We start from the raw sequence: 12,831 nt of genomic DNA, 5'->3' as shown, positions 1-12,831 counted from the left end.
CTAGAGTTTCACCTTCTTGGGATTAAAACAGTTTATCTTTAGTTTCCACCACGAGGTTTCAAACCTCCTATCTAGTAACCAGACGGTAGCATGGTCCTGCCTGCTCCTGATTGCCCTCCCTATTGCCTGCTTCACCGCTATGAGTGCCGGTATCTCCATGAGAGCCTCCCTAACAGGTTGTCCCGTTAACTTGTATATGGCCTCGCTCCTAAGTTTCAGGTAATCGTCAAAGGAGGGATAGGGTATACCGCAGAGGACGACGTCGCTTATGACGCTGGCTCCGTCCCTGGTTAGCTCAATCCCCTCGGAGAGCTTACCCCGGGCAACTCCAGCAATGATGAGCTTCCTCTTTCCGGACTCACCGATCACCTCCTCTAGGTTTGTCCTGCTACCTTCGACGTACTTGTCAACCTTTACGTGGGCCATGACCTTCTCCATGATGGAGTAACTGGGGAAAATCGCGAGGATGTTGGCCTTGGCCAGGTGATATATCCTGAGGAGGTAGCTGGCGTATTTCTTCCACATCTCCTGGCTCCTCAGGGAGTAGGACGAGGTTACGTCAATTGCAAGCATACAATCAAAGGACCCTGTGACCTTCGCCTTCACCTCCTTCTCGACGTCTAGGTAAAGAATCTGCCTCTGTATTCCCAGGACCTTGCTCAGGTACTCCTTTGGTGGCATGGTCCCTGACATTAGTATCACGGGTAGGTCGTCGCGATTTAGGATCGACAGAAATGGTGAGGAGAGGAGGGGCTTCATCACCAGGTGACCACGGTAGGAGAAGACTGGGGCCTCATCTGAGCTGTAGAACTTGATCACCGATCCCAAGTGGAGTTTCCTTATGGATCTGTTGGCAATCATCTCGTTCCTTCTGTCCTCGTATTCCTCCTTCAGGAGCTTGAGTTCGTGTCCGTCCACCTTAGGATAATCCTCTACCTTGATGTATCTCTCCTCTTGGAGGACCACCTCACCTAGTTCCCTCTTGATTCTCTCAAGGATCGAGATTGCCTCCTTGCTCTTAACCTCCTTGAGGGCGAGGTCGAGGATTTGCTGGCTGAGCTTCCTCTCTGCTAGCTCGTTCAAGTTATCCAGGTTGTGGGCCTCATCCACCACGAGGACGAAGTCGTCTAGTTCCAGACCAAGGGCCTCCCACATCCAAGGCGTGAACACGTAGGGATAGGTCACGGCAATCACGTCGGCGACGCTGGTTGAGTTAATCAGGGAGAAATAGGGGCAAAACTTCTCCCTTCTCCCTCTCTCCTTGAGTTCCTTGAGAAGGGTAAAGGGAGGCTCCGTGGAATCCACGAACATCGCAACGTAGGAGTCACACAGGGAGCACTTTATGTCCTCAGGATCTGCGCCTTCATCGGCGTAGAGGCAGGCCCTTCCCTTCCCCATGACGAAGGAGAACCTCTTCCCGAGCCTGTTAACTTCCCTGTAAACAGGGTAGAACTCGTTGTGGGTTCTAACAGTGAAAAGAACCCTAGGCCTAACTTCAAACGCGGAAACGAGAGAGAAAAGAGTCTTTCCACTTCCAGTGGGGGACTGCAGGGCTACTAGATTGCCTTCCCTTAGCCCCTTCACTACCTTGTCCTTGAGCGCTAATTGCCAGTCCCTTAGCTCCACTCTTGCGTCCTTGCAATAACCTCGTCTAGCATTATATACCTTATGAATGACTTCTCTCCAAGTCTGGCAACATCAGAGGCCTTTCCCTTCACCTTAACAGTCATCATGAAGCTGAAGACGTTGTCAATCTTGGCGAGGCTTGATATCTCCTTAAGGACCTCCTCTGAGGGGGAGGTGTCGAGGACAAGAATAGCCCTGATCTCGGTACTTGGGGAACTTTGGGCTATTTCCACTATCCTGTAATCCACCTTTGTTCTCAAAGCTTCGTTGTAACTTATCATTTCATACACCTAAGATAACATAGTGTTTTAACATTATAAAATAATCTACTAAATACCCAAGGGAATTGGTATCATATAAGTGAATTATTAAGTCAATTATAAGTCGTGGGGTTCGTGGAACTTTTAACTTGAAGTGTGAATCTCAGAGCATGATACTTCAAAGACCTGAGATGAGGGTTGGGGAGAAGAGAAGAGTAGACATAGAGGGGAAGGCAATTCTACTGATCTACCTGGGAGGGGAGAGGTACCTCGCGTTCGATAATACCTGCCCCCATCTTGGTTGCGATCTCAGTAAGTACGGGGTACTAATAAGGGAGGAATTGGTGTGCCAGTGCCACTTCAGTCACTTCTCGGTGAAGGATGGGAGACCGTTGAAGGGGGCGTCTAAGAGGCCTATCGGCGTGTATTCGGTGAAGGTTGAGGGAGATAAGTTAATCCTGGAGATGACTAGAAGAGACAGTTGAGAATCCTTTTTGCCTCCAGATAGTGTAGTTGGCCCGTCGCCGTTGGGGAATCCACGTAGGTGTAGAGTAGCCTCGAGCCAAGAAGGGAGATCGCCAATCTCTCCAGGGGGTCAGGGCTCATAGGCATGAAAGTGGAGCCCGGCTTCGTGGAAATGTAGGAGAGAATCTCCCTGTATCCAGGTAGGTTGGACACGGCGATCTTCACTGTGAAGGCTTCGCGATATGTGGAGAATAGGCAGTCAACCTCCTCCCTGGAGGGTAGGCGATGAAAGTAGTGTGCGGATACCACCTTTTCCCTGAATTGGACTCTCCTCCTGGAAAGGAAGGATGCCTCTACGTCATAGAGAATGCCAAGTTTCATGAGCTCGTTAAGGAAAGTTTCCTTGAAATTGTCGGTAAAGTTACCTTGGCCTCCCTCTTCCCTGTCTCTTAGAGTGACCAAGATCCTATCTCGGTATGGGAGGAGGTCCTGAGGCCTTGGAAACTCCCTGGAGTAATCCAGTCTTAATTCAACGAGATCGGCATCTATGTCCTTTACTCTGCTTATGTCTCCAGGTGAGGTCACTGGCAGGGAAGCGACAATAAGTGGCCTATTCATGGTTAGAGGTTGAAGGATGAATTAATATGTGTTCTTGATTGGTGTAATGGTTTCCAGTGTTATCATCCAAGACTACATGAAAGAGCTAAGACTGAGCATAGAGGAGAGGTTCATTTGCGACTCTCGGAAACTATGTGATGTTGTAATGAGGATCAAGTAACTCTCATGCCCTCTCCATGTCACAATGAAGTCACTCATGAATCCTTATCTTCCCTCCCAGAGCCGAGAGATCGCTCCAGTATCCAGGGTTGCTCTTGTTCACGCACTCTGCACTCGTGATTTTACCACCTACCCTCAAGGCCAGATCGCCAGCCATCATGGCTATCCTGTGATCCTTGGGGCACTCCACCTCCCCTCTTCTCGGCTCTCCTCCCTTCACTGTGATAGTGCCGGCTGAGTAAGATCCTGATATCCCAAAGCTGGCTAACGTGTTCAGGATAGTGGATATCCTGTCACTCTCCTTGATCCTCAGCCTTTCGCTATCCATTATCCTGGACTCACCCGGTATCACGGCCATGAGGGCTGCCAGGGAGGGCGCCAGGTCTGGCACGTCGTTGATTGACACGGATATGGGGACCCTGACCCCGGTGTCCCTCACTATCCACCTGTTCTCGCTCACGTAGCTCTCAGCTCCCGCCTCCTTCACCATCCTAACCACGTCGTGGTCCCCAACGTAACTTGGGGGAGCGTAAAGGTTGGTGATCTCCACTTCCCCACCCGTTAGTACTGCCCCCACTGCGTAAAATGAAGCCAGGGCGTAATCGCCTGGAACAGATCCCCCAAACTTGCGAAGGTTTCTGCACTCCACGGTTATCTCCTCCCCCTGAATCGTCACCTTTCCCCCTATTGAGGAGATGACGTCAGCGGTCATGAAGATGTAGCCCCTTGACGAGATTGGGGGAATTACCCTGATCCTTCCCTCCCCCCTCAGGCAGTAGGCGTAGATTAACCCAGAGATGTACTGACTACTTTCCCACCCCTCAATCTGCGTCTCTGGTCCCAGGCTTCCCTCAACTGTCATGGGAAGGGAATTTGACGAGAACTTGCCTGGAAGCCATCTCAACGCGTTCAGAGGTCTCCTCCTCAGGGTGTCGTCTCCGTCAAGTTTCACCCTTCGCCCCATGGCTAGGATCACTGGTATTATCATCCTTAGGGTGGTGGCAGATCCACCCAGGTAGAGCTCATCCTTCCCCTCCTTCAGGGACTTGACCGCGTTAATTGCAACCCTTACGTCATCCGACTCTGGGAGGTTCTCGAGCGAAACCTCCGTCAGAAGGGACAGGAAAACGTACCTGATTCCAAGGCTCTTTGAGGGCGGAGCCTTAACCCTTCCCTTGATCCTTGATGGCTCAATTTCCACGAACAAGGTCTACCACCCTGGTAACCCTAACCTTCCCCCTCTTCTCAAAGGCCTCAATAACTGGCCCCTCGTCGCCCTCACGGGTCACGGCGAAATATGAGGGTCCATTCCCTGACAGCCCCGAGGCCAGAGCCCCCTTACGAAGAGCCTCCTCAACCAGGTCCGTAGGAAAGCCCAGTATCTCGGCTATGGCTATCCCGTTGAGTTTCATGGCCTCCCACAACCTTCCCTGTAGGGCAATCGCGAAGATCTCCTGGAAGAGTGCCCTAAAGGCCCTTAACTTACCCAGATCTATCTTTCCCTTCCCGCTCCTCTCCAGGATGACCACGGTCACATCGCGGGGAGCCCTTTCCCTCTTGATAACCTTGAACTCCTTATTATACGTGAACGAGACACCTCCACACCACGAGGCAACAGCGTCGTCCAAGGCCCCCGTGAACGAGACTCCAGCCTTGAGGGAGAGGATGGCTGATAGCTTGGGGATATCCACGTTCAAGGAGAACCTCTCGGCTATCTCCCCTATTAACGCATTGGAAACGGCACTGCTACTCTTCAACCCACTTCCCGGAGGGATCTCCGACTCAACCTCCACCTCGAGCTCCGGGATTCCCTGCCTCTCGAAATAGTTCAGTATCTCGTTGAGGAGTAGGTCCTGAACGTTCCTCTTCCCCTCCCTCACCCTCACGTTAACCTTCATGTCCACTGCCATGGCAGAGCCGTACCAAGAGGGTAAGGCGTTCACGACTGAGATTCCGCCGTAGGCCTGCATTCCTCCATGTACCTCCTCCATCTGTCCTCAATGACCTCAGCCTGCCTCTCCTCGAGCTTGACAGGTGGGATGACCCCAGACCTCAGGGAGTGATCCACCAGGGTCAGGGCCACCATGGACTCAGCCACGGAGACTCCCCTGATTGCGACAGCTGGATCATGCCTTCCCAGGACAGAGATCTCTGCCGGTTCCCCGGTTCTTAGATCCACCGTCCCCTGCGGTTTCCTTATGGAGCTTGTGGGCTTGAAGGAACATCTCACCACTATATCCTCACCCGTAGTTATTCCTCCCAGGATTCCGCCAGACTTGTTCTCCCTCCAACCAAGTCTCTCACCCTTCCTTACAATGGAGTCGTTTGCCTCGCTTCCCTTCATTCTTGAAGCTTGAAAGCCCAGTCCGTACTCAAACCCCGTCACTGCCGGGATAGAGAGGATCGCCTTGGCCAGGTCAGCCTTGATCTTGTCGAAGACAGGTTCACCTAACCCTGCAGGTGGGTTCTTCACGACTATCTCGGCAACTCCACCGTAACTATCTCCCTCAACCGTTGCCTGTTTCACCAGTTCCTGGAACTTGGCCTCAGTCTCTGGGTCGGAAGCCCTCACGGGGCTGTACTTGGAACATAAGATTTGAAGGAAGTCCGCGGGCGGTGAGTCCACAGGTCCAAGACTCTTGAGCCTCCCCGCTATCCAGGTATCGTGGAACATTAACAGCTTCTTGGCTATCGCCCCTGCAGCTACTCTCCCAACGGTCTCCCTGGCGCTCGATCTGCCACCTCCCCTGTAGTCCCAGTTTTCGTAACCATACCTCATGATGAAGGGAAGGTCAGCGTGTCCAGGCCTTGGCTTCACCTTAACCTCCTCATAGAACGACGAGATAACATCAGTGTTTTTCACGACGATGGCAATGGGAGACCCAGTGGTCCTTCCATTATAGACCCCACTCAGGATCTCGGGAACGTCCTTCTCCCTTCTCCCTGACACGTAGAGTCTCCCTGGTCTCCTGAAGGAGAGCTCGAATTCAAGATCCTCCTGGGACAACCTTAACCCTGCAGGGACACCGTCCACCACGACGCCCACCGCGGGCCCGTGGCTTTCCCCGAAAGTGGTAATCCTAAAGATCTTGCCAAAGCTATTTCCCGGCATTTAGGAAATTCACCACCTCTATGTCGTTGAGGGATTTACCAAACCAAATTTTTTCAGCCTCCATGGCCTGCCTCACCAGGATCTGGAGGCCATCAACCACTCTCATTCCCAGTTCCCTCGCCCTTCTAAGAAAGGGGGTTTCCTCCTTATACACGAACTCCACCGCCATCTTTCCCCTCACGCACTCCAGGGGTACAGCCTCCGGTTCAGGGATCGTGTTAACGACCACGTTGTACTCCCCTTGGCAAGCCCTGGAGAAGGAGGCCGAGATACCCTCCTCCCTCAACCTTGAGACCAGCTCCATCCCACGGGTCTCGGTCCTATTCTGTACAATTATCTCGAAACCCAGTTCCCCCAGGGCAAAGGAGGCAGCCTTGGCCGCACCCCCAGCTCCCAGGATTAGGGCAGTACCCCTTTCCACTCCTGAAACTAATCCCTTCACTGCTAGGTAGTCCGTGTTATACCCCCTTCCTCCATGGATCGTGTTTACCGCCCCCACCTTTTCAGCCTCGGGCGACAGCGAGTCCAGAAATGGCATTACAGCCTCCTTGTAGGGGATGGTCACGTTCAACCCATACGTGAACTCTAGCAGCCCTGGGAAAGCCCTCTGAAACCTGTCCCTTGAGACGTCAAAGGTAACGTAAACTGCCCTTATCCCTAGCCTCTCGAAAGCGAAGTTATGTATCTTGGGGGACAGGGTATACTTAATGTTCTCCCCAAGTACGCCCAGAAGGCTGGTATCAGGCCCTATTTCCGTGCACTTCAGTTCAATTACCTCCCAAGCATTGCTTAGCGAAACCCTCAAGGGTCTCAAGTGGCACCCTTACCCCCCTCCAATTCCCAATCCTAGTGGGAAAGGGTAGGAGGACTTCTTCCCCTCTCCTCTTCTTGTCCTTTGTCATGGCAATTAACGCCTTCTCCACATCAATTTTCGCGTTAAGTTGCTCCAAGGAGATGGGTAACCCAAAGAGTTGCAGTAACCAAAGGACATCCTCAACCACTCCCTCCTCAGCGTAGCCCATTTCCTCGGCAATCTTAGCCTCACATACCATTCCAACGGATATTGCGAGACCGTGAGGAACCGTGAAATCTGAGCCAGCCTCGATTGCATGCCCTATGGTATGCCCGAAGTTCAGGACTATCCTCACTCCCTTGGTCTCCCTCTCGTCCTCCGCAACGACCGCTAACTTGTCCCTAACTGACGAAGAGATTACCTTTTCCAGGGCTGATTCCTCCTTGTTCAGGACTGAGCTGTGATTCAAGGAAAGAAAGTCGTAAAGTTCCTTATCTAGGACCAGTGCATACTTCACAACCTCCGCGAGTCCCCTTCTCAGCTCCTCCGTGGGGAGAGTATCCAGAAAGGAGAGGTCATCTAGGATAAGTGAGGGTTGATAAAAGGTCCCGATCATGTTCTTTGCCTTACCGTAATTAACTCCCGTCTTTCCACCGATCCCTGCGTCTACCATCCCCAAGAGGGTGGTGGGAACGTTAACTAGGTTTAGGCCACGCATGAAGATTGAGGCTGAGAAGCCCGCCACGTCGAGTACTGTCCCTCCCCCCACAGCAACTAGGTAATCGCCCCTTGTGAAGTCGTGTTCCAGGAGTTTATCCACTATCTCAAGCGCGTTCCTCAGGTCCTTCCCTTTCTCTCCGTCCTCTACCGCGATTTCTAGGTCCCCCTTCACGTCTGGCTTCAAGGACTTGGGGTGAACTATGCACTTCCTCCCTGGAAGGCTCTCCAGCTCCCTGAGTGCCCCCCTACCAACTTTCACGCTCACATCTGAACAGCACACCTTCTCACGGAACTCGATCATGCGGATCTACCTAGAACCGAAGCCAATGCCTTGACTCTCTCCATCAATAATTCAAAGGACTCCGGGGTCAGTTGCTGTTCAGAGTCGCTCAGTGCCACCTCAGGCCTGGGATGAACTTCCACAAGGAGCATGTCTGCCCCGGCTGCCACAGAGGCTAGGGCAAGGGAGTGAACCAGTTCCCTCTTCCCCGCAGGATGACTCGGATCCGCGCAGAAGGGGAGGTGCGTCATTAGCTTCCCCGCAACCATTCCTCCAATATCTAGGGTGAACCTGGTGGACTTCTCAAAGGTTCTTATTCCCCTTTCGCAGAGGACCACGTTGCCGTTCCCCTCCATCATTACGTATTCCGCAGACTGTATTAGTTCCTCCACCGTGTTCCCTAGACCTCTCTTTAGCAAGACGGGTTTGCCCAGCTTTCCCACATCCCGCAAAAGGGTGAAGTTCTGCGAGTTCCTAGCGCCTATCTGGACCATGTCAGCATACTTTGCAAAGGCTCCCGCGTCCCTCGCGTCAAGGATCTCTGAAACCACAGGTAACCCTGTCTCGTCGCCAGCCTTCCTGAGTATCTTTAGCCCTTCCTCTCCCAGTCCCTGGAAGGAGTAGGGGCTCGTCCTAGGCTTGTAGGCTCCACCCCTGAGTAGTGAGGCACCAGCCCTTTTCACGGCCTTGGCCACGGTCTCGGTCTGCTCCATGGACTCCACCGCACATGGCCCGGCAGCGACCACAACCCTCTTGGATCCTATCTCCACGTCCTTCACCTTCACCACTGTTGGATCCTTTTTCCATTCGTTTCCAGCCAGGATGTAGGACTTCTTGGTCTTCACCACTAGCTCCACGGATTCATCCGTTATCCCCTCAACTGCAGAGTCGGGCCAGGCCAGTGCGAGCTCCTTTCCGTACAGGTTGAGGAACTTGAATGAGGCTGAGCTAGACTTAAGTTTCTCCTTTAGTGAGGAGTGATCCTTGCCCTTCAATATGTAGAGGATCATTTCTTTTCCTCTTGAAGAGTAGAGAAAAGAGTATTTAACTCTCTAAGTCCAAGCCTTCTCGCCTGCTCCGCGTAGGGGTTCATTCTCTGTATCTCCAGTATGACTGGCTCCAACTCCTTTACCCTCCTCACAATCTTGTATATCTCCCTGAAGTTGGTTGTCTGAAACTGGGAGAAGTCGACGTTGAGCTCCCTGGAGAGGAGGTCCAAGCTACTGGAAAGGCCCAGGATGAAAAAGTGGGGTAAAACCTGAACCACGGCCATTAACTTCTCGTGTGTATCTACGTCTGTGATTAGGGGGGTCAGTCCTACCCCCCTCCAGAACTCCGATATCTCCTCGAGGTCTCCCGTGGTTTCAGAGGGGATCAGGACTATCTTCTCTCCCACAGGGTTCAGGTAGGGACCAAAGAGCGGGTGTGTCGACACGAACCTGAATCCCATCTGCCTGGACATTTCCTCGAGTTTCCCAAAGAATCTGGTCTTGCTCGAGAGGATATCCATTACCACCCTGTCCTTGGACAGGTGGAGAAACCTGGTGACGTTCTCCGAGAACACACCCTCAGGTGGAAGGGCCAAAATCACGATCTCGCCCCATTGAAGGGCTTGTGGCATGGGCATGTAGGTGAAGTTGAAATCTATCGCGAGCTTCTGGGACTTCTCCTGGCTTCTTCCCGTTATCACAACCTCGTGCTTTGCGAGCTTGAACAGGGAGGCCAGCGACCTAGCCATCCCGCCGTAACCAACGAGGGTTATTTTTCTCTTTTCCGAGGGATTGACCTCCCTCATCTTGGCTACAGAGAACATGGTCGAGAGGAGGTTATCCGCCAGGGTTTCGGGAATTCCATAGGCTCTAGCTAAGCTTCTCCATCTCTCCCTGACCTCACTCTCCCTCCTCTCGTCGGTGACAGGGAGACCTTCCTTCTTTTTAAGATGACCAATTTCAGAAACAAGTTCAAGGCGTTTAAAAAATAGTTTAAAAAGCTCCTCATCAACCCTGTCGATCTCAGCCCTTAGCTGGTCGAGTTCCTTCATTTACTTGATCAACTCGAGGGCTGAGTTCACGATTGTCTTGGGCGTTATACCGTAATAATCAAGGAGTTCCCTCTGGCTCCTCGCCGACCTACCATAGGTTGTGGCTCCCACGAACCTCATGGGAACAGGGTAAGTTTTCACCACTGTCTCAGCTATTGCTGATCCCACTCCCCCCATGACGTTGTGCTCCTCAACGGTAACTATCCTCCCCGTCTTCCTCGCGTAGTACTCTATTGTGGATTGATCTATTGGCTTCACCGTGGGTACGTTAATCACGGCCGCGCTTATTCCCATCTTCTCCAGTTCCTCAGCAGCCTTTAGTGCGTCCCAAAGAACCACACCTGCTCCCATCAGTGCCACGTCATCTCCTTCCCTGAGAACGTATGCCTTACCTATCTCGAATTTGTAGTCCATGGTTGAGGTGATCGGAGGAGAATAGTCTCTCCCCATCCTGTAGTAGAGAGGTCCCTTGTCCTCAAGAACTACGGGCATACTTCTCTCCACCTCGGCAGCGTCAGCCGGTATAACTACCTTGAAGTTCGGGATTACCCTCATGAGCGCGATGTCCTCAAGGGCCTGATGACTTGAACCGTCACCGCTATCGCTGTAGCCCGAGTGGGTCACGAACACCTTAACGTTGAGGTTCATTCTCCCTATGCTGTTCCTCATCTGTTCCCATGCTCTCATAAGGAACATGGCGAATCCCACCACCACGGGCTTCTTACCCACAGCCGAGAGACCGGCGCCGAAGTTTACCATGTCCTGCTCAGAGATGCCTATGTTGAAGTACCTGTCGGGGAACTTCTCCTTAAAGTAGGAAGCCCTTGACGAGTCCCCAACGTCAGCAGTAATCACTACGATGTCGTTGTCCTTCTCCCCCAGTTTAACCAGGGTTTTACCGAAGGCCTCACGAATTGAGGAGAAACTGCCTTGCAACATCTGGAACAGTCCTCTGCTTCTTTGTGTTTTCTATTGGGGTGAACCCCTTACCTCTCTTGGTTTCCGCGAATATGACCGCGGGTTTCCCTGTCTTTAGTGCCTCATCCACGGTGGAGATAACGCTTGCTATGTCGTGGCCATCACAGTTAAACACTCTCCAACCCACGGCTCTCCATACCTCAGGAAGGAATTCCTTGGGCTTAACGTTCTTCGTACTTTCGTCCAGCTGGAATCCGTTCATCTCTATGATAGCTACCAGATTGTCCAAGTTGCGAGCGACCGCGTGGGTCATGGCCTCCCACACTTCGCCCTCGTCCTGTTCTCCGTCTCCCATGATGACGAATACCCTTCCAGTTCCCTTGGCCATCTTTATTCCCGTGGCAACTCCAATTCCGAAGCTAAGTCCCTGCCCTAGGCTACCAGTTGACATGTCAACTCCGGGTATGAAGGTCTCGGGATGGCCTTGTAGAAGGCCAGAGATGTCCTGGATCTTCCACAGTTCCTCTTCCTTGATTAGTCCCTTCTCGTGGAGAACCGCATAGAGAGCAGGAGCCGCGTGGCCCTTACTTAGGATTAGCCAGTCCCTGTTGACTGGATCATTTGAGTCTCTTAATACCTTGAGTTCGAGAGCCGTTAGGATCTCGATACTGCTCAAGGAGGAACCAACGTGAATTGATTGGTCGTAGAATTGCATTCTAATTACGTTCTTTCTAGCTCTGTCAGCTACCTCCTTGAGCTTGTTTAATTCCTCTATTGATATTGGAATTCCATCACGCCCACCTTTTTCCATTGGTGCAACAACAAACCCCCGCAATAATGCAATATCTCCCTTTTTTAAGTCTTTATGTAGACTTCTTGCGTTCACATATTCCTCATTGTGAGGACTTTCGTGTAGGTCTTACAGTCAGAGTTTTATGAGTATGTGGAAAATGGAATCAGGTGGATCCACTGAGTAACCTTGAGATGTTCACCAGGCAATTGCTAGTTCTGGGCCCTGAGGCTCAGGAGAAGTTGTCCTCCCTTGACGTGTTGGTCGCTGGCTGTGGGGCCCTGGGAACTGCCATACTCGAGTTGCTAGTTAGGTTAGGGGTAGGAAGGATCGCCGTAGTGGACGCGGATGTGATTGAGACCTCGAACCTGCATAGAACTCACCTCTTTACCCTGTCGGACGTTGGAAAACCTAAGGCTCTCGTCTGCGCCCAGAGGGCCATGGAAATAGGCAGTGGATCCAAGGTTACCCCAATCCTGGACATAGTGGACGAGACAAACGCGGAGTCCCTAGTTAAGGGAAGGGACTTCGTCTTTGATGCACTAGATAACGTTAACCCAAGGCTCATTCTCAATGACGCATGCGTGAAAAACGGAGTCCCCTTGATTTACGGTGGAGTGACAGGGGAGTACGGCTCCGCAATGTTCGTGAGTCCGCGGGACACTCCCTGCCTATCCTGTTTCATGGAGCCCGTGGAACAGGCTGATGCGTGCGAAACCATGGGAACCACCGCTATGACCGTTTCCTTGGTAGCTAACCTCCAGGTTCAAATGATGCTTAACGCCATCCGGGGAGATATTCCGCGCGGGCTTTACTACGTGGACGCCAGGTCTCTCACCCTTCAGGCTGTGGATATGAAGAGAAATCCATCGTGCGAGGCCTGCTCCCTAGGGGAGTACAGGTACCTCAAGGGGATAAGGATGAACTGTGGACTAGTCAGGGTTAATGAGAGACCCCCTGCGGGACCACGGCCTTACCTGAAGAGGACACCAGACGGTCTACTCATCTGCTACGAAAATTGTTTTAAGAAGATAGGGAGATAAAGAGGA

Annotated in this window: 14 protein-coding genes; 2 read left to right on the top strand and 12 right to left on the bottom strand. The window is 52.3% G+C overall.

Annotated features, from left to right (window positions below):
• On the bottom strand, nt 1-1,626 hold the full coding sequence (locus ACI49J_RS02095) for a helicase C-terminal domain-containing protein (RefSeq protein WP_012021794.1): 1,626 nt from the start codon (nt 1,624-1,626) through the stop codon (nt 1-3).
• Nucleotides 1,617-1,907: a hypothetical protein gene (locus ACI49J_RS02090; RefSeq protein WP_012021795.1), complete on the bottom strand. Its 291-nt coding sequence runs from the start codon at nt 1,905-1,907 to the stop codon at nt 1,617-1,619. Before ACI49J_RS02090 ends, ACI49J_RS02095 begins: the two co-directional genes overlap by 10 nt.
• A 149-nt stretch (nt 1,908-2,056) precedes the next feature.
• Between ACI49J_RS02090 and ACI49J_RS02085 the strand changes: the two genes are divergently transcribed.
• A complete protein-coding gene (locus tag ACI49J_RS02085) occupies nt 2,057-2,371 on the top strand; it encodes a Rieske (2Fe-2S) protein (RefSeq protein WP_012021796.1) in 315 nt (104 codons plus the stop codon).
• Here ACI49J_RS02085 and ACI49J_RS02080 read toward each other — a convergent pair.
• The 10 genes from ACI49J_RS02080 to ACI49J_RS02035 form a co-directional block, all read right to left on the bottom strand.
• Nucleotides 2,355-2,969 carry a type I 3-dehydroquinate dehydratase gene (locus ACI49J_RS02080; protein WP_012021797.1) on the bottom strand — a complete coding sequence of 205 codons (615 nt, stop codon included), beginning with the start codon at nt 2,967-2,969 and terminating at the stop codon, nt 2,355-2,357. The two genes, ACI49J_RS02085 and ACI49J_RS02080, sit on opposite strands and share 17 nt — an antisense overlap.
• Nucleotides 2,970-3,159: 190 nt before the next feature.
• Entirely contained in the window at nt 3,160-4,329 is a 1,170-nt protein-coding gene (locus tag ACI49J_RS02075) for a 3-phosphoshikimate 1-carboxyvinyltransferase (protein WP_225938923.1), read from the bottom strand.
• The gene (locus ACI49J_RS02070) at nt 4,319-5,098 is read right to left on the bottom strand and encodes a shikimate kinase (protein WP_048060157.1); all 780 of its coding nucleotides are present in this window, start codon (nt 5,096-5,098) and stop codon (nt 4,319-4,321) included. Before ACI49J_RS02070 ends, ACI49J_RS02075 begins: the two co-directional genes overlap by 11 nt.
• Nucleotides 5,068-6,240 (bottom strand): chorismate synthase, encoded by a 1,173-nt coding sequence (gene aroC / locus ACI49J_RS02065; protein ID WP_012021800.1) that lies wholly within the window; start codon nt 6,238-6,240, stop codon nt 5,068-5,070. Before aroC ends, ACI49J_RS02070 begins: the two co-directional genes overlap by 31 nt.
• Entirely contained in the window at nt 6,227-7,045 is an 819-nt protein-coding gene (locus ACI49J_RS02060) for a shikimate dehydrogenase (protein WP_012021801.1), read from the bottom strand. Before ACI49J_RS02060 ends, aroC begins: the two co-directional genes overlap by 14 nt.
• Complete coding sequence (aroB, locus tag ACI49J_RS02055; protein ID WP_012021802.1) at nt 7,008-8,054, bottom strand: 3-dehydroquinate synthase; 1,047 nt, start codon at nt 8,052-8,054, stop codon at nt 7,008-7,010. Before aroB ends, ACI49J_RS02060 begins: the two co-directional genes overlap by 38 nt.
• On the bottom strand, nt 8,051-9,043 hold the full coding sequence (gene aroF, locus ACI49J_RS02050; protein ID WP_012021803.1) for a 3-deoxy-7-phosphoheptulonate synthase: 993 nt from the start codon (nt 9,041-9,043) through the stop codon (nt 8,051-8,053). The genes aroB and aroF overlap by 4 nt, the downstream gene beginning before the upstream one ends.
• Nucleotides 9,040-10,074 carry a chorismate mutase gene (locus ACI49J_RS02045; RefSeq protein ID WP_012021804.1) on the bottom strand — a complete coding sequence of 345 codons (1,035 nt, stop codon included), beginning with the start codon at nt 10,072-10,074 and terminating at the stop codon, nt 9,040-9,042. Before ACI49J_RS02045 ends, aroF begins: the two co-directional genes overlap by 4 nt.
• A complete protein-coding gene (locus ACI49J_RS02040; protein ID WP_012021805.1) occupies nt 10,075-11,013 on the bottom strand; it encodes a transketolase family protein in 939 nt (312 codons plus the stop codon).
• Entirely contained in the window at nt 10,982-11,803 is an 822-nt protein-coding gene (locus tag ACI49J_RS02035; protein ID WP_012021806.1) for a transketolase, read from the bottom strand. The genes ACI49J_RS02040 and ACI49J_RS02035 overlap by 32 nt, the downstream gene beginning before the upstream one ends.
• Nucleotides 11,804-11,952: 149 nt before the next feature.
• Between ACI49J_RS02035 and ACI49J_RS02030 the strand changes: the two genes are divergently transcribed.
• Nucleotides 11,953-12,825: a HesA/MoeB/ThiF family protein gene (locus tag ACI49J_RS02030; protein ID WP_225938834.1), complete on the top strand. Its 873-nt coding sequence runs from the start codon at nt 11,953-11,955 to the stop codon at nt 12,823-12,825.
• The last annotated feature ends 6 nt before the right edge of the window (nt 12,826-12,831 follow it).

This window comes from Metallosphaera sp. D4-4, from assembly GCF_046245145.1.
Taxonomy (GTDB): domain Archaea; phylum Thermoproteota; class Thermoprotei_A; order Sulfolobales; family Sulfolobaceae; genus Metallosphaera; species Metallosphaera sedula.
This window is presented reverse-complemented; position numbering and strand designations above follow the sequence as displayed.

What these genes read in the sequence shown, in the direction of transcription:
- ACI49J_RS02090 (WP_012021795.1), bottom strand. Translation starts at nt 1,907, where the DNA reads ATGATAAGTTACAACGAAGCTTTGAGAACAAAGGTGGATTACAGGATA.
- ACI49J_RS02085 (WP_012021796.1), top strand. Translation starts at nt 2,057, where the DNA reads ATGATACTTCAAAGACCTGAGATGAGGGTTGGGGAGAAGAGAAGAGTA.
- ACI49J_RS02080 (WP_012021797.1), bottom strand. Translation starts at nt 2,969, where the DNA reads ATGAATAGGCCACTTATTGTCGCTTCCCTGCCAGTGACCTCACCTGGA.
- ACI49J_RS02070 (WP_048060157.1), bottom strand. Translation starts at nt 5,098, where the DNA reads ATGCAGGCCTACGGCGGAATCTCAGTCGTGAACGCCTTACCCTCTTGG.
- aroC (WP_012021800.1), bottom strand. Translation starts at nt 6,240, where the DNA reads ATGCCGGGAAATAGCTTTGGCAAGATCTTTAGGATTACCACTTTCGGG.
- aroB (WP_012021802.1), bottom strand. Translation starts at nt 8,054, where the DNA reads ATGATCGAGTTCCGTGAGAAGGTGTGCTGTTCAGATGTGAGCGTGAAA.
- aroF (WP_012021803.1), bottom strand. Translation starts at nt 9,043, where the DNA reads ATGATCCTCTACATATTGAAGGGCAAGGATCACTCCTCACTAAAGGAG.
- ACI49J_RS02045 (WP_012021804.1), bottom strand. Translation starts at nt 10,074, where the DNA reads ATGAAGGAACTCGACCAGCTAAGGGCTGAGATCGACAGGGTTGATGAG.
- ACI49J_RS02040 (WP_012021805.1), bottom strand. Translation starts at nt 11,013, where the DNA reads ATGTTGCAAGGCAGTTTCTCCTCAATTCGTGAGGCCTTCGGTAAAACC.
- ACI49J_RS02035 (WP_012021806.1), bottom strand. Translation starts at nt 11,803, where the DNA reads ATGGAAAAAGGTGGGCGTGATGGAATTCCAATATCAATAGAGGAATTA.